This window comes from Pseudomonas sp. LPH60 (assembly GCF_030718165.1).
GTDB lineage: Bacteria > Pseudomonadota > Gammaproteobacteria > Pseudomonadales > Pseudomonadaceae > Aquipseudomonas > Aquipseudomonas danubii.
On sequence record NZ_JAVAJH010000009.1, the window covers coordinates 1 to 19,143 of the forward strand.

At 64.3% G+C, this 19,143-nt stretch carries 15 protein-coding genes and 1 pseudogene; 8 read left to right on the forward strand and 8 right to left on the reverse strand.

Annotated elements, in window-relative coordinates; genetic code table 11:
* Positions 1 to 414: pseudogene (locus Q8O96_RS26965) on the reverse strand (hypothetical protein); the annotation flags it as partial.
* A 271-nt stretch (positions 415 to 685) separates the two neighbouring features.
* On the opposite strand from Q8O96_RS26965, the gene Q8O96_RS26970 reads away from it, so the two are divergent.
* A complete protein-coding gene (locus Q8O96_RS26970) occupies positions 686 to 1,450 on the forward strand; it encodes an SDR family oxidoreductase (protein ID WP_305949746.1) in 765 nt (254 codons plus the stop codon).
* Positions 1,451 to 1,570: 120 nt separating this feature from the next.
* Here the strand turns inward: Q8O96_RS26970 and Q8O96_RS26975 are convergent, their stop codons facing one another.
* The 6 genes from Q8O96_RS26975 to Q8O96_RS27000 all read right to left on the reverse strand — a co-directional run bounded on the left by Q8O96_RS26975 (position 1,571) and on the right by Q8O96_RS27000 (position 8,484).
* Entirely contained in the window at positions 1,571 to 2,344 is a 774-nt protein-coding gene (locus tag Q8O96_RS26975) for an enoyl-CoA hydratase (RefSeq protein ID WP_102863560.1), read from the reverse strand.
* Positions 2,345 to 2,364: 20 nt separating this feature from the next.
* The gene (locus Q8O96_RS26980; RefSeq protein WP_102863559.1) at positions 2,365 to 3,492 is read right to left on the reverse strand and encodes an acyl-CoA dehydrogenase; all 1,128 of its coding nucleotides are present in this window, start codon (positions 3,490 to 3,492) and stop codon (positions 2,365 to 2,367) included.
* 12 nt (positions 3,493 to 3,504) lie between these two features.
* Positions 3,505 to 4,695 (reverse strand): acetyl-CoA C-acyltransferase, encoded by a 1,191-nt coding sequence (locus tag Q8O96_RS26985; RefSeq protein ID WP_102879296.1) that lies wholly within the window; start codon positions 4,693 to 4,695, stop codon positions 3,505 to 3,507.
* A 12-nt stretch (positions 4,696 to 4,707) separates the two neighbouring features.
* A complete protein-coding gene (locus Q8O96_RS26990) occupies positions 4,708 to 5,469 on the reverse strand; it encodes an SDR family NAD(P)-dependent oxidoreductase (protein ID WP_102863557.1) in 762 nt (253 codons plus the stop codon).
* A gap of 14 nt (positions 5,470 to 5,483) precedes the next feature.
* On the reverse strand, positions 5,484 to 7,148 hold the full coding sequence (locus Q8O96_RS26995) for an AMP-binding protein (protein ID WP_102879294.1): 1,665 nt from the start codon (positions 7,146 to 7,148) through the stop codon (positions 5,484 to 5,486).
* Between the two features lie 313 nt (positions 7,149 to 7,461).
* On the reverse strand, positions 7,462 to 8,484 hold the full coding sequence (locus Q8O96_RS27000) for an AraC family transcriptional regulator (protein WP_102863555.1): 1,023 nt from the start codon (positions 8,482 to 8,484) through the stop codon (positions 7,462 to 7,464).
* Positions 8,485 to 8,873: 389 nt separating this feature from the next.
* On the opposite strand from Q8O96_RS27000, the gene Q8O96_RS27005 reads away from it, so the two are divergent.
* The 7 genes from Q8O96_RS27005 (at position 8,874) to Q8O96_RS27035 (ending at position 17,171) form a co-directional block, all read left to right on the forward strand.
* Positions 8,874 to 10,145, forward strand: a complete 1,272-nt coding sequence (locus tag Q8O96_RS27005) for a sugar ABC transporter substrate-binding protein (protein ID WP_305949831.1) — start codon at positions 8,874 to 8,876, stop codon at positions 10,143 to 10,145.
* A gap of 157 nt (positions 10,146 to 10,302) precedes the next feature.
* The gene (locus Q8O96_RS27010) at positions 10,303 to 11,229 is read left to right on the forward strand and encodes a carbohydrate ABC transporter permease (protein ID WP_305949747.1); all 927 of its coding nucleotides are present in this window, start codon (positions 10,303 to 10,305) and stop codon (positions 11,227 to 11,229) included.
* Between the two features lie 10 nt (positions 11,230 to 11,239).
* The gene (locus Q8O96_RS27015) at positions 11,240 to 12,070 is read left to right on the forward strand and encodes a carbohydrate ABC transporter permease (RefSeq protein WP_305949748.1); all 831 of its coding nucleotides are present in this window, start codon (positions 11,240 to 11,242) and stop codon (positions 12,068 to 12,070) included.
* A 24-nt stretch (positions 12,071 to 12,094) separates the two neighbouring features.
* On the forward strand, positions 12,095 to 13,198 hold the full coding sequence (locus tag Q8O96_RS27020) for an ABC transporter ATP-binding protein (RefSeq protein ID WP_305949749.1): 1,104 nt from the start codon (positions 12,095 to 12,097) through the stop codon (positions 13,196 to 13,198).
* 31 nt (positions 13,199 to 13,229) lie between these two features.
* The gene (locus Q8O96_RS27025; protein WP_305949750.1) at positions 13,230 to 14,723 is read left to right on the forward strand and encodes a mannitol dehydrogenase family protein; all 1,494 of its coding nucleotides are present in this window, start codon (positions 13,230 to 13,232) and stop codon (positions 14,721 to 14,723) included.
* The gene (xylB, locus tag Q8O96_RS27030; RefSeq protein WP_115580080.1) at positions 14,720 to 16,213 is read left to right on the forward strand and encodes a xylulokinase; all 1,494 of its coding nucleotides are present in this window, start codon (positions 14,720 to 14,722) and stop codon (positions 16,211 to 16,213) included. The genes Q8O96_RS27025 and xylB overlap by 4 nt, the downstream gene beginning before the upstream one ends.
* Before the next feature lie 13 nt (positions 16,214 to 16,226).
* Positions 16,227 to 17,171 (forward strand): carbohydrate kinase, encoded by a 945-nt coding sequence (locus tag Q8O96_RS27035; RefSeq protein WP_305949832.1) that lies wholly within the window; start codon positions 16,227 to 16,229, stop codon positions 17,169 to 17,171.
* Positions 17,172 to 17,288: 117 nt separating this feature from the next.
* Here Q8O96_RS27035 and Q8O96_RS27040 read toward each other — a convergent pair whose 3' ends face one another.
* Positions 17,289 to 18,590 (reverse strand): OprD family porin, encoded by a 1,302-nt coding sequence (locus Q8O96_RS27040; protein ID WP_305949751.1) that lies wholly within the window; start codon positions 18,588 to 18,590, stop codon positions 17,289 to 17,291.
* Between the last annotated feature and the right edge of the window lie 553 nt (positions 18,591 to 19,143).

Consider the following 19,143-nt stretch of genomic DNA (forward strand, 5'->3'; position numbering starts at 1 on the left):
AGCGTCCTTGATAATGTGCCGCTCTTCCTCGCGAAAGCCCCAGTAGAACGGTATGACCACGCTGCGGGTGTCGGCGCCGTTGGCCGCCGCGGCGAACTTGCGCCGGTAGTACACCGCGTCGGGGTTGCGGGCCTTGCCGTCATCGTCCTCGGGCAGGCTGTAGCTGGCCGGACGCAGAAAGCCCGGGTTGCTCGCGCCATTGGGCAAGGTCGGCGACATGTCCAGGCGCTCGTTGAGCCCCTCGCACAGGCCGCGCTCGATGCGCTCGTAGCAACCGGCCAGATCGTTGACGCCGTGCACCACGATGGTCACGCAGGGCTTGGGCGGCGGCGCGATCAGGTGTACGTCGCCACCGCCCGGCATAGTGATTGCCTGGCCGGTGCAAATGGTCCTCATCCGAACGGCGTCATTCATTGTGCAGGTCCTCCTTGATGGCACTGATGCGGCGCAAAACAAAGCCGGCGCCGCACCATAACAAAGGACCAGGACGATAAATCTAGGAGTTCTCTGAAAGGCACTCGGACTCGGGGCGCCTGATTGTCACAGGTGCCGCCGAGGCAAAAAACATCGATTTGCCGGCGATCAGCGCGGTGCGTTGAAAAAGATATTCAACGCAAGATCCGGAGTTCCGCGCCGTTCGCCGCGGCCTAGGGTTGGCCCAACGCTCAGGCAAAGGAGGTCAATCATGAAACAACTGCAAGACAAAGTCGCGATTGTCACGGGGGCCACGTCGGGAATCGGTCAGGCTGCCGCCCTGCTGTTCGCCCAAGAGGGCGCGCGCCTGATAGTGACCGGCCGTCGGGGCGACGCCCTGGATGCGTTGGTGGCCCAGATCCAGCAAGCCGGTGGCGAGGCACTTGGGGTTGCCGGTGACATTCGCAGCGAGGCACTGGCCGAGCGCCTTGTGGCGCTGGCGCTGGAGCGTTTCGGTGGCTTGGATATCGCGTTCAACAACGCCGGAATGACCGGTGAAACCCGGTCCGTCTCCGAGCTGACCCTGGACCAGTGGCAGGCCGTGCTCGACTGCAACTTGACCAGTGCCTTTCTTGGGGCCAAGTACCAGTTGCCGGCTCTGCGCAGCCGGGGCGCAGGGTCGATCATTTTCACTTCCAGCTTTGTCGGGCACCACGTCGGTTTTCCCGGCATGGCGGCGTATGCCGCGAGCAAGGCCGCGCTGATCGGCTTGACCCAGGTCATCGCGGCTGAAGAAGGCCCCCATGGCATTCGCGCCAACGCGCTACTGCCCGGAGGCACCGACACACCCATGGGCCGAGCAGCCACCGACACGCCTGAGAAACGCGCTTTTGTCGAAAACCTGCATGCCCTCAAGCGCCTCGCCCGTCCCGAGGAAATTGCCCGCGCGGCGCTGTTCCTCGCGTCGGACGCCGCCAGTTTCGTCAGCGGGACGGCGATGCTGGTTGAGGGGGGAGTCTCCATCAACCGCAGCTAGGGTCTGTTCCCGTTTGGTGACGAGCCACGTTGCTGGGCCAAACGGGAACAGACCCTAGGCGCTGCGGTTGAGGCTGCAGGGACGCTGGATGGACGCCGCGTCCTGCCAGGGGCGGTGCGGTTACTGATCCTTGAACTGCGGATCACGCTTGGCGATGAAGGCGGCCATGCCCTCTTTCTGGTCCTGGGTGGCGAACGCCGCGTGGAACACCCGGCGTTCGAAGCGCACACCTTCGGACAGGCTGACTTCGAAGGCGCGGTTCACGCTTTCCTTGATCATCATGCTCACCGGGATCGATTTTGCGGCAATCAGGGCGGCGACTTTCAGGGCTTCTTCCACCAGGTCGTCCGCTGGGACGATGCGCGCGACGATGCCGCAACGCTCGGCTTCCACGGCGTCGATAAAGCGTCCGGTCAGGCACATTTCCATGGCCTTGGCCTTGCCCACGGCGCGGGTCAGGCGCTGGGTGCCGCCCATGCCCGGCAGCACGCCGAGGTTGATTTCCGGCTGGCCGAACTTGGCGTTGTCACCGGCCAGGATGAAGTCGCACATCAAGGCCAGTTCGCAGCCGCCACCCAGGGCGAAGCCGTTGACCGCGGCGATGATCGGCTTGCGCCGGTTGGCCACGCGGTCGCTGTCGCTGAACAGGTCGTCGAGGTAGATCTGCGGGTAGGTGAGTTCGGCCATTTCCTTGATGTCGGCACCGGCGGCGAAGGCTTTCTTCGAGCCGGTGATGACGATGCAGCCGATCTGCGGGTCGGCTTCCAGGCGGTCCAGGGCCTGGTTCACCTCACCGACGATCTGCGCGTTGAGGGCGTTCAGCGCCTGGGGACGGTTGAGGGTGATCAGACCGACACGGTCCTTGATGTCCAACAAAATGGTTTCGTAGCTCATGAATCAGCTCCTGCTATAAGTCAGAGATTGCGCGAAATGACCATGCGCTGGATGTCGCTGGTGCCTTCGTAGATCTGGCAGATGCGCACGTCGCGGTAGATGCGCTCCAGCGGGAAGTCGCTCAAGTAGCCATAACCGCCCAGGGTTTGCAACGCCGCCGAACAGACCTTCTCGGCCATTTCCGAGGCGAACAGCTTGGCCATCGAGGCTTCCACCAGGGCCGGCTTGCCGCTGTCGCGCAGGGCGGCAGCGTAGTGCACCATTTGGCGCGCCACGGCGATCTGGGTGGCCATGTCCGCCAGGCGGAACGCCACGGCCTGGTGCTCGATGATCGGCTTGCCGAAGGTCTCGCGCTCACGGGCGTAGTCACGCGCCGCTTCGAACGCCGCCCGGGCCATGCCCACCGACTGCGAGGCAATGCCCACGCGCCCGCCTTCAAGGTTGGCCAGGGCGATCTTGTAGCCCTCGCCCTCCTCCCCCAGGCGGTTGGCCAGCGGCACCTTCACATCCTCGAAAAGGATCTGGCAGGTGTCGCTGGCGTGCTGGCCGAGCTTGTCCTCGATGCGCGCGACCTTATAGCCCGGCGCATCGGTGGGCACGATAAAGGCGCTGATGCCGCGCTTGCCGGCCGCCGGGTCGGTGACCGCGAACACGATCACCACCCCGGCGTTCTGCCCCGAGGTGATGAACTGCTTGCAGCCGTTGAGCACATAGTGATCGCCATCGCGACGAGCCCGAGTCTTCAGGCTGCTGGCATCGGAGCCGGCCTGGGGCTCGGTGAGGGCGAAGGCGCCGAGCATGGCGCCGCTGGCCAGGGGCTTGAGGAAACGCTCTTTCTGCTCGTCATTGCCGAACTTGAGGATCGGCACGCAGCCCACCGAGTTGTGCACGCTCATGATGGTGGAGCAGGCACCGTCACCGGCGGCGATTTCTTCCAGGGCCATGGCATAGGCCAGGTAGCCGGTGTCGCAGCCACCCCACTGTTCAGGCACCAGCATGCCGAAGAAGCCCAGCTCGGCCATTTCGGCGATGGCTTCCTTGGGAAAACGGTGCTCGCGATCCCACTCGGCGGCGAAAGGCTTGAGGCGTTCCTGGGCAAATTGCCGGGCGGCGTCGCTGATCTGCAGTTGTTCGTCATTGGGCAACATCGGGATTCCTCGTTACAGGCATTCAACGGCCATGGCCGTGGCTTCACCACCGCCGATGCAGATCGCGGCCACGCCACGCTTGAGGCCCTTCTGGCGCAGGGCCGACAGCAGGGTCACCAGAATCCGCGCGCCGGAAGCGCCGATGGGGTGGCCCAGGGCGCAGGCGCCGCCGTGGACGTTGACCTTGGCGTGGGGGATTTCCAGCTTGCTCATGGTCACCAGGCTGACCACAGCGAAGGCTTCGTTGATCTCGAACAGGTCCACGTCCTGCAAGGACCAGCCGGTCTTTTTCATCAATCGCTCGATGGCACCCACCGGCGCCACCGGGAACAACCCCGGGGTGTCGGCAAAGGCCGAGTGGCCATGGATCACCGCCAAGGGCTTGAGGCCGCGTTGCTCGGCTGCGGAACGACGCATCAGCACCAGGGCCGCGGCACCGTCGGAGATCGAACTGGAGTTGGCCGCGGTCACCGTGCCACCGTCGCGGAACGCCGGCTTCAGGGTGGCGATCTTGTCCAGCTTGGCCTTGGGCGGCTGCTCGTCATCGCTGATCAGCTTCGACTCTTTACCGATCATCACCTGCAGAGGAACGATCTCGTCCTTGAACAGACCGTCCTTGATCGCCTGCTGGGCGCGGGTCAGGGAAGCCACGGCAAACTCATCCTGGGCCTGACGGGTGAAACCGTTGGCCTCGGCGCAGTCTTCGGCGAAGGTGCCCATCAGGCGGCCCTTGTCGTAGGCGTCTTCCAGGCCATCGAGGAACATGTGGTCCAGGACCTTGCCGTGGCCCATGCGGTAGCCGCTGCGGGCACGGTCCAGCAGGTATGGGGCGTTGGACATGCTTTCCATGCCACCGGCGATCACCACCTCGGCGCTGCCGGCCAGCAGCATGTCGTGGGCCAGGATGGTGGCCTCCATGCCGGAACCGCACATCTTGTTCAGGGTGGTGCAACGGGTGCCCTTGTCCAGGCCCGCGCCCAGGGCGGCCTGGCGCGCCGGGGCCTGGCCGAGGCCGGCAGACAGCACGCAGCCGAACAGCACTTCTTCTACTGCGTCAGCCGCAATGCCGGCGCGCTGCACCGCGGCGCGGATGGCCTCGCTCCCCAGTTGCGGGGCGCTGAGGCCTTTGAGTTCACCCTGGAAACCGCCCATGGGGGTGCGGACGGCGCTGACAATGACAATCGGATCGTGGGCAATGGACATGAGAATTCCTCCTTACTTGGCGGCCATGCGCAAGGCACCGTCGAGACGGATCACCTCACCGTTGAGCATGCTGTTTTCAATGATATGCCGCACCAGCGCGGCGTACTCGGCGGGTTTGCCCAGGCGCGGCGGAAACGGCACGCCCGCGGCCAGACCGGCCCGTACTTCCTCGCTCATGCCGGCCATCATCGGGGTTTCGAAGATCCCCGGGGCGATGGTCATCACCCGGATGCCGAAGCGTGCCAGCTCACGGGCCACCGGCAGGGTCAGGCTGGCAATGGCACCCTTGGACGCCGCATAGGCGGCCTGGCCGATCTGCCCGTCGAAGGCGGCGATGGAGGCGGTGTTGATGATCACCCCGCGCTCGCCCTCGGCGTCGGCAGTGCTTTCGGCGATGGCCGCCGCGGCCAGGCGCAACAGGTTGAAACTGCCGATCAGGTTGACGTTGATCACCTGGCTGAAGCTGGCCAGAGCGTGGGGGCCATTCTTGCCGAGGATTTTCTCGCCCCGCACGATACCGGCGCAGTTGACCAGCCCGTTGAGCTTGCCAAAGGCCTTGACCGTGGCCTGCACCGCCGCTTCGGCCGCCGCTTCCTGGCTGATGTCCGCCACCACGCTCTGGCAGCCCAGTTGCTGGGCCTTGGCCGCCACGGCCTCGGCGTTGAGGTCCACCAGCATCACTTTTGCGCCGGCGGCGACGAGCATTTCAGCGCTGGCGGCACCGAGGCCGGACGCACCGCCACTGACGAGAAACACCTGGTTTGCAATGTCCATCATTCAAATCCTGTTCATGCGGTAGCTGTTGACGCCGCGGCCTCTTGAGCCTTGGCGATTTCCTGGTTGCGCAAGATAAAGCGCTGCAATTTGCCGCTGGGGGTTTTCGGCAAGTCGCTGACAAATTCGATTTCGCGGGGGTAGGAATGGGCCGCCAGGCGCTTGCGCACGTGCTGGCGCAACTCCTCGGCCAACTCCGGGGTGGCGCGGTACTGCTCGCTGAGCACCACAAAGGCTTTCACCAGCTCGGTGCGTTCGGGATCGGGCTTGCCTACCACCGCCGCTTCCACCACCGCCGGGTGTTCGATCAGGGCGCTTTCCACATCGAAAGGGCCCACCCGATAGCCGGAGGTGGTGATCACATCATCGCTGCGGCCGACAAAGCTAATGCTGCCGTCCTGGTTCAGCTCGACGGTGTCACCGCTGAGGTAGTAATCGCCGACAAAGGCCTTGGTCGGCACCCCGGCGTAACCGGCGAACCAGCACATCGGCGACTGTCTGCGGTCGATGGCCAGGATCCCCGGCTGACCGACACCCAGCTCCCGGTACTCTTCGTCCAGCACCACGATGCGGTGGCCCGGCGAGGCAAAGCCGGCGGCGCCGACATGCACCGGGTGGTCCAGGCCGTGGTGGTTGCACAGCACCATGCCCAGCTCGGTCTGGCCGTAGTGGTCGTGGATCACCACGTCCAGCTGCTCGGCGAACCAACGGATCACTTCCGGGTTCAGCGGCTCGCCGGCGCTGCTGACGATGCGCAGGCGGCCCTTGATCGACCGGGCGAACTGGTCGCCGCCGGCGATCAGCAGGCGGTAGGCCGTGGGCGAACCGGTGAGGTTGGTGATGCCGTACTTGTTGATCACCCGGCAGGTGCTTTCCAGGGTGAAGGGGCCGTCGTAGAAAGTGATCGGGTGGCCCAGGCCCAGGGGCCCGGTGACGCCGAAATAGATGCCATAGGCCCAGCCCGGGTCGGCGACGTTCCAGAAGGCGTCTTCCGGGCGCAGGTCCACGGCGTCGCGGGTGTAGGCCTGGAACGCGACAATGGCCTTGAGCGGCACTTCCAGGGCCTTGGACGGGCCGGTGGTGCCGGAAGTGAACATCAGCAGGAAGGGGTCTTCACCACTGAGCAGCACCGGTTCGCACTGGGCCGGGTACTGTTCCAGCTCGGCCCAGAAACTGAAATCGCCGCGCACGATGCCCTGGCCCTTGGCGCCTCCCACTGTGACGACAGTGGGGCAATCGGCGACCTCCAGGAGCTTGGGTCGGTTGACCCCGTCGGTGACCACCACCTTGGCCTGGGAACTGTTCAAGCGATGCTCGATGGCCTTGGGGCCAAAGGCAGTGAACAGCGGCTGGTACACCGCGCCGATACGCCAGGTGGCAAGCACCGTGATCAAGAGTTCGACATTGCGCGGCAACAGTCCGGCGACCTTGTCGCCCTTGCCGACCCCCTGGGCCAGGAGGAAATTGGCCAGGCGAGCGGCCTTGTCCTGCAGTTCAGTGAAGGTGTAGGTGGCGCTGCTGCCGTCCCGGCCTTCCCAGAACAGCGCGATACGACCGGGCAATGCATGCCGGTCACAGCATTCGACACAGGCATTGAGCGCCGACAGCGAGCCTGCAAGGGCGGCGTCGACGGTGTGCTGATAGTTGAACTCTTTGATAGCGGACAGGTAGTTGCGCATTGCCAGAATCCCTCGCTGTTCTTATTAGGATGGGAACCTCATGAAAACCGGGGAAATACTGGCGCCAGAGCCCTTGTGGAACAATGGTCAAAGCTATCAAGTTGCGTGACCGGTTTGGCCAAGCGCCCGCGCTGCCCCTGCGAGATGGCCGGATCTGTCGGAGCGGCGCATGGCTTGCGGGCCTCTTCGCCGGCAAGCCGGCTCCTACAGGGAACTGCACGGTGTATCTGACTGCTGTAGGAGCTGGCTTGCCAGCGAAGGCATCGGCCGGGGCGGCGCAGGGCTTGCGGCTCCTTTGTCGGCAAGCCGGTTCCTATGAGAGGTCCGGGTCGTTGAGGATCAGGCTGCGATAGTGCCCGGGGTTGGAACCGGACCATTTGCGAAACGCCTTGTAGAACGAGCTGGTGTCGGCAAACCCCAGGCGCCCGGCTATCTCGGCGAAACTCAGTTGCGGCTCTGCCAGCCAGACAATCGCCAGTTCCTTGCGCACGCTGTCCTTGAGGGCCTGGTAGCTCTGGCCCTCTTCCGCCAGGCGCCGGCGCAGGGTCGAGGCGGACATGCACAGGCTCTGGGCCAGGCTTTCACTCTCCGGCCACTGCTCCCCCGGCAATTGCCGCAGTTGCTGCTTGATGCGGCTGGCCAGGCTTTCGGGATCGCGGTATTTCACCAGGATATTGGCCGGGGCATGGGCCAGAAAGCGCTTGAGTTCCGCCTCGCTGCGCTTGATGGGCAGGTCCAGGCAGTCGGCGGCGATGATCATCCGCGTGCGCGGCCGGTCAAAGCGCAGGTTGTCGGAGAACATCACCCGGTAGTCGTCGCAGAAATCCGGCTGCGGGCAACGCAGTTCGATGGCCAGGATCGGAATCCGCCGACCCGCCAGCCAGCAGGCCACGCCGTGGACGATCATCCAGTAAGTGAAGTAGGTAAAGGCCCGCCGCGGCTCGTGTTCATCCTCCAACAGGACGATTTCCGCCAGGCTCTGCTGGTGCACCAGTTGCGCCGGCAGGCGCTCGAACATCAGCGACAGAAAGCCCAGCACCGAATCCAGCCCCATGGCCAGGGTCGGCTGGGCCATGGCCGAGCGACAGAGAAAGGCCAGGCTGCCGGACTTCAGCTTGCGCGGGTCCATACCGAAGAACTCGTCATCCAGACGCCGAGCCAGCAGGCGCCAGAGCCGCGCATAGGCACTGGCCGGGACCCGTGCCCGGCCCTGCTGCAAGCCCGCCGGATCGATGCCGACCTTGTGCAGCACTTCATCGGTGGCCGCGCCCGGAGCGCAGCTTTGCAGCAGCGCCTCACGCACCAGTTGCATGGAGATGGTGTCTTTTTCGGACATCGTGGCCAAGGGTTTCCTGGATCGGGGTTTAGGACGGCCATCTTAGGCAGTGATCGGAAAAATGCCAGTGGGCTTTGGGCTAAGAGTCGCCTCCCGCCCCCCCTTGAAACCGATACGGATTCGCGGGCTCCGTAGCGGCTTGAACCCGGGGCAAGCCCTGCAAATCGAGACCCGAGCCCTGGCAGCGCCAGCAAAGCAGTGCAAAAAAGTATCAACTCCAGTGTCATGGATGATTTGTCAGCGCCGCGTTTGAGGGCTGTAATCAGCCCACATTCTTCCTCTCTGGCGGAAGACATAACAACAATAACCGTCCTTCTGTCGTCAGCACTGGCGCAGAAGAGGAGTGACCGATGAAACCTTGCACCCAAGCCCTGCTCCTCAGCACCTGCATGACCCTCAGCAGCGTCACCTTCGGCGCCCAGACCCTGACCATCGCCACCGTCAACAACAGCGACATGATCCGCATGCAACGGCTGTCGAAAACCTTCGAGAGCCAGCACCCGGACATCCAGCTGAACTGGGTGGTGCTGGAAGAAAACGTCCTGCGCCAGCGCCTGACCACCGACATCGCCACCCAGGGCGGCCAGTTCGACGTGCTCACCATCGGCATGTACGAAGCCGCACTCTGGGGCGCCAAGGGCTGGCTGCAAGCGATGCAGGACCTGCCCGCCGCCTATGACCTGGACGATGTCTTCCCTTCGGTCCGTGAAGGGCTGTCGGTCAAGGGCACCCTCTACGCCCTGCCGTTCTATGCCGAAAGCTCCATGACCTACTACCGCACCGACCTGTTCCAGGCGGCCGGCCTGAGCATGCCGGAGCGGCCGACCTGGGAACAGATCGGCGCATTCGCCGCCAGGCTCAACAAGCCCGAACAGGAGCAATACGGCCTGTGCCTGCGGGGCAAGGCCGGCTGGGGCGAGAACATGGCCCTGATCACCACCCTGGCCAACAGCTACGGCGCACGCTGGTTCGATGAACAATGGCAGCCCGAGTTCAGCGGGCCAGAATGGAAGAACGCCCTGAGCTTCTATGTCGACAACATGAAGAAGTCCGGCCCGCCCGGGGCCTCCAGCAACGGTTTCAATGAAAACCTGGCGCTGTTCAACAGCGGCAAGTGCGCGATCTGGGTCGACGCCAGCGTCGCCGGCTCCTTTGTCATCGACCAGAGCCAGAGCAAGGTCGCCCAGCAGGTGGGCTTCACCTACGCGCCGCACCAGGTCACTGACAAGGGCAGCGCCTGGCTGTACTCCTGGTCCCTGGCGATCCCCGCCAGCTCCAAGGCCAAGGACGCCGCGAAGACCTTCACCACCTGGGCCACCTCCAAGGAATACGCAGCCCTGGTGGCCGAGAAGGACGGCATCGCCAACGTGCCGCCGGGCACCCGCGCCTCCACCTACAGCCAGGCCTACATGAGCGCCGCGCCGTTCGCCCGGATCACCCTGGAATCGCTGAAGGCGGTGGACCCGAGCAAACCGACCCTCAAGCCGGTGCCATACATCGGCATCCAGCTGGTGACCATTCCCGAGTTCCAGGCCATTGGTACCCAGGTCGGCAAGCTATTTTCCGCGGCGCTGATCGGCCAGACCACCGTGGACCAGGCCCTGGCAGCCGCGCAGCAGAGCACCGAACGGGAAATGAAGCGCGCCGGCTACCCGAAATAACCCGGCACGCCTTGTAGGAGCCGGCTGGCCGGCGAAGAGGCCCTTGAGTCTTGCGCAGTGTTCAAGGACGCCTTCGCTGGCAAGCCAGCTCCTACGCGCAACCCGGCCACGCCAGCGCAGTGTCGCGCCCCCTCATACCCAACTGGTTGTGATCCTCATGAATACCTCGACTGCCAAGCTCCATCTGCCAGCGCAGGCGGCCCCCCGCAAGCGTCGCCTGGCCAACCCCGGCTGGTTCCTGGTCAGCCCCTCGGTGGCGTTGTTGCTGCTGTGGATGATCGTGCCCCTGGGCATGACCCTGTACTTCTCGCTGATCCGCTACAACCTGCTGTACCCCGGTGAAAACCCGTTCGTGGGCCTGGAGAACTTCAGCTACTTCCTCAGCGACTCGGGCTTTGTGCCCGGGGCCACCAACACCCTGTTGCTGGTGGGCAGCGTGCTGCTGATCAGCGTGGTGCTCGGAGTGCTGATCAGTGCCCTGCTGGAGGCCAGCGAATTCCTCGGCCGGGGCATTGTCCGGGTCCTGCTGATCTCGCCGTTCTTCATCATGCCCACGGTGGGCGCGCTGATCTGGAAGAACCTGATTTTCCACCCGGTCTCGGGGATTCTGGCGGCGCTGTGGAAGCTGTTCGGCGCCCAGCCAGTGGACTGGCTGGCCCACTACCCGCTGCTGTCGATCATCATCATCGTCTCCTGGCAGTGGCTGCCGTTCGCCATCCTGATCCTGATGACCGCCATGCAGTCCCTGGACCAGGAACAGAAAGAGGCCGCGCGCCTGGACGGTGCCGGCCCCATCGCGATCTTCTGGCACCTGACCCTGCCCCACCTGGCGCGCCCCATCGCCGTGGTGGTGATGATCGAGACCATCTTCCTGCTCTCGGTGTTCGCCGAAATCTTCACCACCACCAACGGCGGCCCGGGCTACGCCTCGACCAACCTGGCCTACCTGATCTACAACCAGGCGCTGGTGCAGTTCGACGTGGGCATGGCTTCCGCCGGCGGCTTGATCGCCGTGGTCATCGCCAACATCGCCGCGATCATCCTGGTACGGATGATCGGCAAGAACCTGACTGACCAGAGCTGAGGTGCCCGCCATGACCCTGCAACAATCCCGACGCCTGCAAAGCCTGCTACTGGGCACCCTGGCCTGGGCCATCGCGATCCTGATCTTCTTCCCGATCTTCTGGATGGTGCTGACCAGCTTCAAGAGCGAAATCGACGCCTTCGCCACGCCGCCGCAGTTCATCTTCACGCCGACGCTTGAGAACTACCTGCACATCAACGAGCGCAGCAACTACCTGGCCTTTGCCTGGAACTCGGTGCTGATCTCCTTCAGCGCCACCGCCCTGTGCCTGCTGATCGCGGTGCCGGCGGCCTACTCCATGGCCTTCTACGAGACCCGCAACACCAAGCGCACCCTGCTGTGGATGCTCTCCACCAAGATGCTGCCGCCGGTGGGGGTGCTGATGCCCATCTACCTGCTGGCCAAGAGTTTCGGCCTGCTGGACACGCGCATCGCGCTGATCGTGATCTACACCCTGATCAACCTGCCGATCGTGGTGTGGATGGTTTACACCTACTTCAAGGACATCCCCCGGGACATCCTCGAAGCCGCGCGCCTGGACGGCGCGACCCTGGCCCAGGAAATGCTCCGGGTGCTGATGCCCATCGCCAAGGGCGGCCTGGCCTCCACCGCGCTGCTGTCGCTGATCCTGTGCTGGAACGAAGCCTTCTGGTCGCTGAACCTGACCTCCTCCAATGCCGCCCCGCTGACCGCGCTGATCGCCTCCTACTCCAGCCCCGAAGGGCTGTTCTGGGCCAAGCTCTCGGCGGTCTCGACCCTGGCCTGCGCGCCGATCCTGATCTTCGGCTGGATCAGCCAGAAGCAACTGGTGCGCGGCCTGTCCTTTGGCGCAGTGAAGTAACCCTCGAATTGTTGGAGACACCCCATGGCTCACCTGAAAATCAGCAACCTGCAAAAAGGCTTCGAAGGCTTCGAGATCATCAAGGGCATCGACCTTGAAGTGAACGACAAGGAATTCGTGGTCTTCGTCGGCCCCTCCGGCTGCGGCAAGTCCACCCTGCTGCGGCTGATCGCCGGGCTGGAGGAAGTCAGCAGCGGCAGCATCGAGCTGGACGGGCGCGACATCACCCAAGTCAGCCCGGCCAAGCGCGACCTGGCCATGGTGTTCCAGACCTACGCCCTGTACCCGCACATGAGCGTGCGCAAGAACATGTCCTTCGCCCTGGACCTGGCCGGGGTCGACAAGGCCCAGGTGCAACAGAAGGTCGACGAGGCGGCGCGCATTCTCGAACTGGGGCCGATGCTCGAACGCAAGCCCAAGCAACTGTCCGGCGGCCAGCGCCAGCGCGTGGCCATCGGCCGGGCCATCGTGCGCACCCCGAAGATCTTCCTGTTCGACGAACCCCTGTCCAACCTCGATGCCGCGCTGCGGGTGCAGATGCGCCTGGAGCTGGCACGCCTGCACCAGGAGCTGCAGGCCACCATGATCTACGTGACCCACGATCAGGTCGAAGCCATGACCCTGGCGGACAAGGTGGTGGTGCTCAACGGCGGCCGGGTGGAACAGGTGGGTTCGCCCCTGGAGCTGTATCACAACCCGGCCAACCTGTTTGTCGCAGGCTTTCTCGGCACACCGAAGATGGGCTTTCTCAAGGGCAGCGTCAGCCAGGTGGACGGCCAGGGGTGCGAGGTGCAACTGCAGGCCGGAGCGCGCCTGCGCCTGAGCCAAAGCCATCCGCAGCTCAAGGTCGGCAGTCCGGTGACCCTGGGCATTCGCCCCGAACACCTGGAGCTGGGCGAGCCCGGCCCCGGCAGCCTGCCAGTCACCAGCGACGTGGCCGAACGCCTGGGCAGCGACACCTTCTGCCATGTGCGCAGCACCTGCGGCGAGGCCCTGACCCTGCGCATCCGCGGTGATCTGGCCAGCCGCTGCGGCGAGCAACTGCACCTGCGCCTGGACCCCGAGCACTGCCACCTGTTCGATGCCCAAGGCGTCGCTGTTCCCCGTTCCCTGCGCGCCGCCGCCTGATGGCCGCCGCCCGATTACCGAGAGCCCTTGCATGAAACTCAATCGCTTCAACCTCAGCCAGCTCCCGCCCCAGGTGCAGGTGCCGGCCTACAGTGCCGCCGACACCCGCCAGGGCATCGTGCACATCGGCGTCGGCGGTTTTCACCGGGCGCACCAGGCCTATTACACCGACGCCCTGATGAACCGGGGCCTGGGCCTGGACTGGAGCATCTGCGGGGTCGGCCTGCGCGCCGAGGACCGCCGCGCCCGGGACGACCTGGCGGGCCAGGACTGCCTCTACACCCTGTTCGAACTGGGGGACGGCAACGACCACGAAGTGCGGGTGATCGGTTCCATCAGCCAGATGCTGCTGGCCGAAGACGACCCCCAGGCGCTGATCGACAAGCTGGCCAGCCCAGCGATCCGCATCGTCTCCCTGACCATCACCGAGGGCGGTTACTGCATCGATGACAGCAGCGGCGAGTTCATGCTCCACCTGCCGCAGATCCAGCACGACCTGGCCCACCCCCAGCAGCCACGCACGGTGTTCGGCTTCCTCTGTGCCGCCCTGGCCAAGCGTCGCGCCGCGGGCATTGCCGCCTTCACCCTGATGTCCTGCGATAACCTGCCCCACAACGGCGCCGTGACCCGCAAGGCACTGCTGGCGTTTGCCGCCCGGCGCGACGCCGACCTGCACGACTGGATCGCCAGCCAGGTGAGCTTCCCCAATGCCATGGTGGACCGCATCACCCCCATGACCAGCACCGCCCACCGCCTGCAACTGCACGACCAGCACGGTATCGACGATGCCTGGCCGGTGGTGTGCGAGCCCTTTGTGCAATGGGTCCTGGAAGACCAGTTCGTCAACGGCCGCCCGGCCTGGGAACAGGTGGGCGTGCAGTTCACCGACGATGTCACGCCCTACGAAGAGATGAAGATCAAACTGCTCAACGGCAGCCACCTGGCCCTGACCTACCTGGGTTTTCTCAAGGGCTACCGCTTCGTCCACGAAACCATGAACGACCCGCTGTTCGTCGCCTACATGCGCGCCTACATGGACCTGGACGTGACCCCGCAACTGGCGCCAGTGCCGGGCATCGACCTGGCGGCCTACAAGGACACGCTGGTCCAGCGCTTTTCCAACCAGGCCATCGCCGACCAGCTGGAGCGGGTGTGCAGCGACGGCTCGTCGAAATTTCCCAAGTTCACCGTGCCCACCCTCAACCGCCTGATCGCCGATGGCCGCGATACCGAGCGGGCGGCCCTGGTGGTGGCCGCCTGGGCCCTGTACCTGCGGGGCGTGGACGAAAACGGCGTGCGCTACACGATTGCCGATCCTCGGGCTGAGTTCTGCCAGGCCCTGGTGGCGGACGACACCCTGCTGACCCAGCGCCTGCTGGGAGTGGAGGAAATCTTCGGCCCGGCGATCCCCAGGTCCGCCGAGTTCGTCGACGCCTTTGAGCGCTGCTTCAACAGCCTGCGCGAGCATGGCGTCAGCCGGACCCTGGAACGCCTGCTGGCCAAACCAGCGCGGAGCGCAGGATGAGCACAGCCGCGCTGTACCTGGGTCTCGATTGTGGCACCCAGGGCACCAAGGCCCTGATCCTCGACAGCCACAGCGGCGCCGTCCTGGGCCTGGGCGCCGCCCCCCACAGCCTGATCAGCGGCGCCAACGGCCGACGCGAGCAAGACCCCGGGCAATGGCTGCAAGCCTGCATCAGCGCCACCCACCAGGCGTTGCAGGCGGCCGGGGTCGATGGCCGGGACATTCTTGGCCTTGCGGTCTCCGGCCAGCAGCACGGCCTGGTGCTGCTGGATGACCAAGGCCAGGTGCTGCGTCCGGCAAAACTGTGGTGCGACACCGAAACCGTGGCCGAGAACCAGCGCCTGCTGGATCACCTGGGGGGCGAGCAAGGGTCTCTTGAGCGCCTGGGTATCGCCCTCGCGCCGGGGTACACCCTGTCGAAGCTGCTGTGGACCCGGGAACAGCACCCCGCCCTGTTCCAGCGCATCGCCCATATCCTGCTGCCCCACGATTACCTCAACTTCTGGCTGACCGGGCGCTGCTGCAGCGAGTACGGCGACGCCTCCGGCACCGGTTACTTCAATGTCCGCCGGCGTGACTGGGACCGGGCCCTGTTGGCCCACATCGACCCCGAGGGCCGCCTGGAGCGTGCCTTGCCGGAACTGATCCAGGCCCAGCAGCCGGTGGGGCCGATACTGCCGCAGATGGCCGGGCTCCTGGGCATCAACCCCCAGGCCCTGGTGGCCAGCGGCGGTGGCGACAACATGCTCGGGGCCATCGGCACCGGCAATATCGAGCCGGGCATCATCACCCTGAGCCTGGGCTCTTCCGGCACCCTGTATGCCTATGCCGAGCAGCCACTGGTCAGCCACGCGTCGGTGGCGTCCTTCTGCTCGTCCAGCGGTGGCTGGCTGCCGCTGATCTGCACCATGAACCTGACCAACGCCACCACCCTGGTGCGCCAACTGCTGGAGCTGGACCTGGACAGCTTCAACCGCTTGGCGGGCCAGGCGCCGATCGGCGCCGAGGGCTTGTGCCTGCTGCCGTTCTTCAATGGCGAGCGGGTCCCCGCCCTACCCCAGGCCCGTGGCAGCCTGCTGGGCATGACCCTGGACAACCTGACCCAGGCCAACCTGTGCCGCGCGGTGCTGGAGGGCACCACCTTCGGCCTGCGCTACGGCCTCGACCTGTTGCGGGCCAATGGCTTGCAAAGCCAGAGCATCCGCCTGATCGGCGGCGGCTCGAAAAGTCCGCTATGGCGGCAGATGGTCGCCGATATCATGCACACCCCGGTGATCTGCACCCGCGAAGCCGAAGCCGCCGCCCTGGGTGCGGCGATCCAGGCGGCCTGGTGCCATGGACGGCAGACGGACCCGGCCTTTAGCCTGGCGCAACTCTGTAAACGCTGCGTGAGCCTCGACCTCGACAGCCAGACCTGGCCCCAGGCCGAACAGGTGAAGGCCTACGAGCCGGCGTATGCGCGCTATCAACAGCATCTGGCAACCCTTTGAAGAGCGAATGACTATGTATCTGGTGTGTGGCGAAGCGCTGTTTGATTGTTTCAGCGTCGATGACGCAAGTACCCAAGCCAATAAAGTGCAGTTCCAGGCCATTGCCGGGGGCTCGCCCTTCAATGTGGCGCTGGGCCTGCGCCGAATGGGCATTGACGTGGCCCTGCTGGCCGGGCTGTCGCGGGATTACCTGGGCCAACGCCTGCGACGGGTACTGCAGGACGAAGGGGTCAACACCCGGTACCTGCAGGAGTTCGACGCCCCCACCACCCTGGCCATGGTGGCGGTCGGCGCCGACGGCTCGCCCCACTACAGCTTCCGTGGCGAAGGCTGTGCCGATCGCCAGCTTCTGCAGGAACACCTGCCGGAGCTGGACCCGAGCGTGCGCGGCTTGCATATCGGCTCGTTTTCCCTGGTGGTGCAGCCGATTGCCGACACCCTGCTGGCCCTGGTGCACCGTGAGCGGGGGCGACGCCTGATCAGTCTCGATCCCAATGTGCGACTCAACCCGCAGCCGGATATCCAGCTGTGGCGCCAGCGTATCGGTGAACTGGTGCAGCATGCTGACCTGATCAAGGTCAGCGACGAGGACCTGGCCCAGTTGTATCCCGGACAGGCGCCCGAGGAACTGATCCAGGGCTGGCTGCAAGAGCATGCGCAGTTGGTGTTCCTGACCCGTGGCAGCCAGGGCGCCACAGTATTCAGTGCACGGTATGGCAACTGGTCGGTGGCCTCGCCCCAGGTGCAGGTGGCCGACACCGTGGGCGCCGGTGACACCTTCCAGGCGGCGTTGATCGCCTGGCTCACCGAACAGGGCCTGGACTCGCCTCAGGGCCTGGGGCAACTGACCCCTGCCCAGATCGACAGCCTGCTGCGATTTGCCGTCCAGGCCGCGGCGCTCACCTGCACCCGCACCGGCCCGGACCTGCCCTACCGCCATCAACTGCAACCGCTGTAGGAGCCGGCTTGCCGGCGAAGAGGCCCGTCAGCCTTGCGCCGATTCGGGCGACGCCTTCGCCGGCAAGCCAGCTCCTGCAACTTTCAGCGCCACCGTGGTGCTTTTCCTGGGCCTCGGTCAGAGCAACGAGAAGTTATAGCTGACGATCAGGCGGGTCTCGTCCATGTCACGGGCGATCTTCTGGTAGTTGCTGCGGTAAGTGGCGTTACGCAGGCGCAGGCTCACGTCCTTGAAGGTGCCGCTCTGCACCACGTATTTGAGCTCGCTGTCGCGTTCCCACTCGCGACCTTCACGCAGGCTGCCCGGCACCTTGATGTGGTCACCGCTGACGTAACGGGTCAGGAAGCTCAAGCCATTGAGGCCCAGCGCCTTGAAGTCGTAGTCGTAGCGCAGTTGCCAGGAACGTTCCTGGATCGCGGCGAAGTCGTTGACCTGCACGTAGTTCACCAGGTACGGGTTGCTGCCATCCAGGTAGGGCATCGAATTGTCGCCGTACATGCGCTGCCAGCCGGCGCTCAGGGTGTGACCGCTGAGGCTGTAGCCGAGCAAGGTGCTCAGGGCGCGGTTGTCGATGCCACCGGCGCGCTCGGCGCCGGTGTCGGCACTCTTGAGCAGGCGCAGGTCGCCCTTGAGCACGCCAGGGCCCAGCGGCTGGTTGGCCAACAGACCGACAAAATGCTGGCGGTAGATGTCTTCCAGCTCGGCGTAGTGGTACTGGCCGGTCAGGCGCTCATTGAACTGGTAGTCCACGCCATAGCTGTCGAAGTGGTCCGCGGTGGTGTTGCAGGCATAGCGCTTGTTCTTGCAGTGCACGCGAATGTCCTGGGCATCGGTGGAGTCCCGGGCGGTGTAACGGTTCAGGCGCGCAGCCGTCAGGGTCAGGCCCTTGGCCTCCTTGGACGTGAGCACGGCACCGTTGAACATCGTCGGCAGCAGGCGCCCGTCGTTGTACTTGAGCAATGGCAGGTCCGGCAGTTGCGCACCGTATTTGAATACGGTCTGGGACATTCGCACTTTGGCGGTCAAGCCCAGCTTGGCGTACTGGTCCGCAGAACCCCGTGGATTGTGTCCGCTGGACGGCAAGAGACCACTGTTGCTGCGGTCAGGGCTGGAATCCAGCTTGATACCCAACATGCCCAAGGCATCCAGGCCAACACCCACGGTGCCTTCGGTGTAGCCCGATTGCAGGTTGAGGATCAAACCCTGGGCCGATTCTTCACGCTTGGAAGCCCCCTGATCAGTGCGGGTGTGACCGTCGCGAAAGTCCCGATTGAAGTAGACCGTACGTGACTCCAGCTTGGCGCTGCTGTCCTCGAAAAAACCACCGGCCTGGGCCAGCGGGGCAAATCCTGCGCACAGGACGACAGCTCCGAGGCCCAGGAGCGGGCACGGATTGAGTAACGCAAAAGGGGGACGCATGAACGGGCTCCAGCAGAAAATCAGTGACGCGAGGTAAAGAAAGACCCAGGTGAAATCCATCCCGCGAATCAAAATCCGCAGGTTGAATTGATTGAATCAATGAAGGCCGGCAATAATGGCAGATGGCCCGCCCCGCCCCCAACCCGACTTTAGTCTGACTCCTCCAGTCGCTACGACTGCACTCACTGCCCATGTCGTCGAACAGCCATAACCAGCAGAAAAGCTGTCAATTTTGATAACTTTCAGCACGATAAGACCGGCCAAAAAACCTGACTAAATAATCAGAAAACCACCCGACCAAGACAGTGCAGTAGTCAATAGTGGCGAAAAAGCATCATATTTTTTACGTTTTTACCTACCGTTCGTCGGTTTTATTATTCTTTCTGAACAACTGATCAAGTATTTGACGCTTTCCATTATGACCATCATTAATCAATCTAACTTATTGTTTTAAAAGGATTTGTCATCAAAATCAGATTCGCTGAAAACGCCGGCGTCATTTATGCATCACTGCAAAACGTCAATTAAACGTCTCGGCCTTATGGTAGTGTCA

Bases quoted from the DNA above. Each gene is read 5' to 3' on its own strand.
- Q8O96_RS26970 (WP_305949746.1), top strand. From the start codon at position 686: ATGAAACAACTGCAAGACAAAGTCGCGATTGTCACGGGGGCCACGTCG.
- Q8O96_RS26975 (WP_102863560.1), bottom strand. From the start codon at position 2,344: ATGAGCTACGAAACCATTTTGTTGGACATCAAGGACCGTGTCGGTCTG.
- Q8O96_RS26980 (WP_102863559.1), bottom strand. From the start codon at position 3,492: ATGTTGCCCAATGACGAACAACTGCAGATCAGCGACGCCGCCCGGCAA.
- Q8O96_RS26985 (WP_102879296.1), bottom strand. From the start codon at position 4,695: ATGTCCATTGCCCACGATCCGATTGTCATTGTCAGCGCCGTCCGCACC.
- Q8O96_RS26990 (WP_102863557.1), bottom strand. From the start codon at position 5,469: ATGGACATTGCAAACCAGGTGTTTCTCGTCAGTGGCGGTGCGTCCGGC.
- Q8O96_RS26995 (WP_102879294.1), bottom strand. From the start codon at position 7,148: ATGCGCAACTACCTGTCCGCTATCAAAGAGTTCAACTATCAGCACACC.
- Q8O96_RS27000 (WP_102863555.1), bottom strand. From the start codon at position 8,484: ATGTCCGAAAAAGACACCATCTCCATGCAACTGGTGCGTGAGGCGCTG.
- Q8O96_RS27005 (WP_305949831.1), top strand. From the start codon at position 8,874: ATGACCCTCAGCAGCGTCACCTTCGGCGCCCAGACCCTGACCATCGCC.
- Q8O96_RS27010 (WP_305949747.1), top strand. From the start codon at position 10,303: ATGAATACCTCGACTGCCAAGCTCCATCTGCCAGCGCAGGCGGCCCCC.
- Q8O96_RS27015 (WP_305949748.1), top strand. From the start codon at position 11,240: ATGACCCTGCAACAATCCCGACGCCTGCAAAGCCTGCTACTGGGCACC.
- Q8O96_RS27020 (WP_305949749.1), top strand. From the start codon at position 12,095: ATGGCTCACCTGAAAATCAGCAACCTGCAAAAAGGCTTCGAAGGCTTC.
- Q8O96_RS27025 (WP_305949750.1), top strand. From the start codon at position 13,230: ATGAAACTCAATCGCTTCAACCTCAGCCAGCTCCCGCCCCAGGTGCAG.
- xylB (WP_115580080.1), top strand. From the start codon at position 14,720: ATGAGCACAGCCGCGCTGTACCTGGGTCTCGATTGTGGCACCCAGGGC.
- Q8O96_RS27035 (WP_305949832.1), top strand. From the start codon at position 16,227: ATGTATCTGGTGTGTGGCGAAGCGCTGTTTGATTGTTTCAGCGTCGAT.
- Q8O96_RS27040 (WP_305949751.1), bottom strand. From the start codon at position 18,590: ATGCGTCCCCCTTTTGCGTTACTCAATCCGTGCCCGCTCCTGGGCCTC.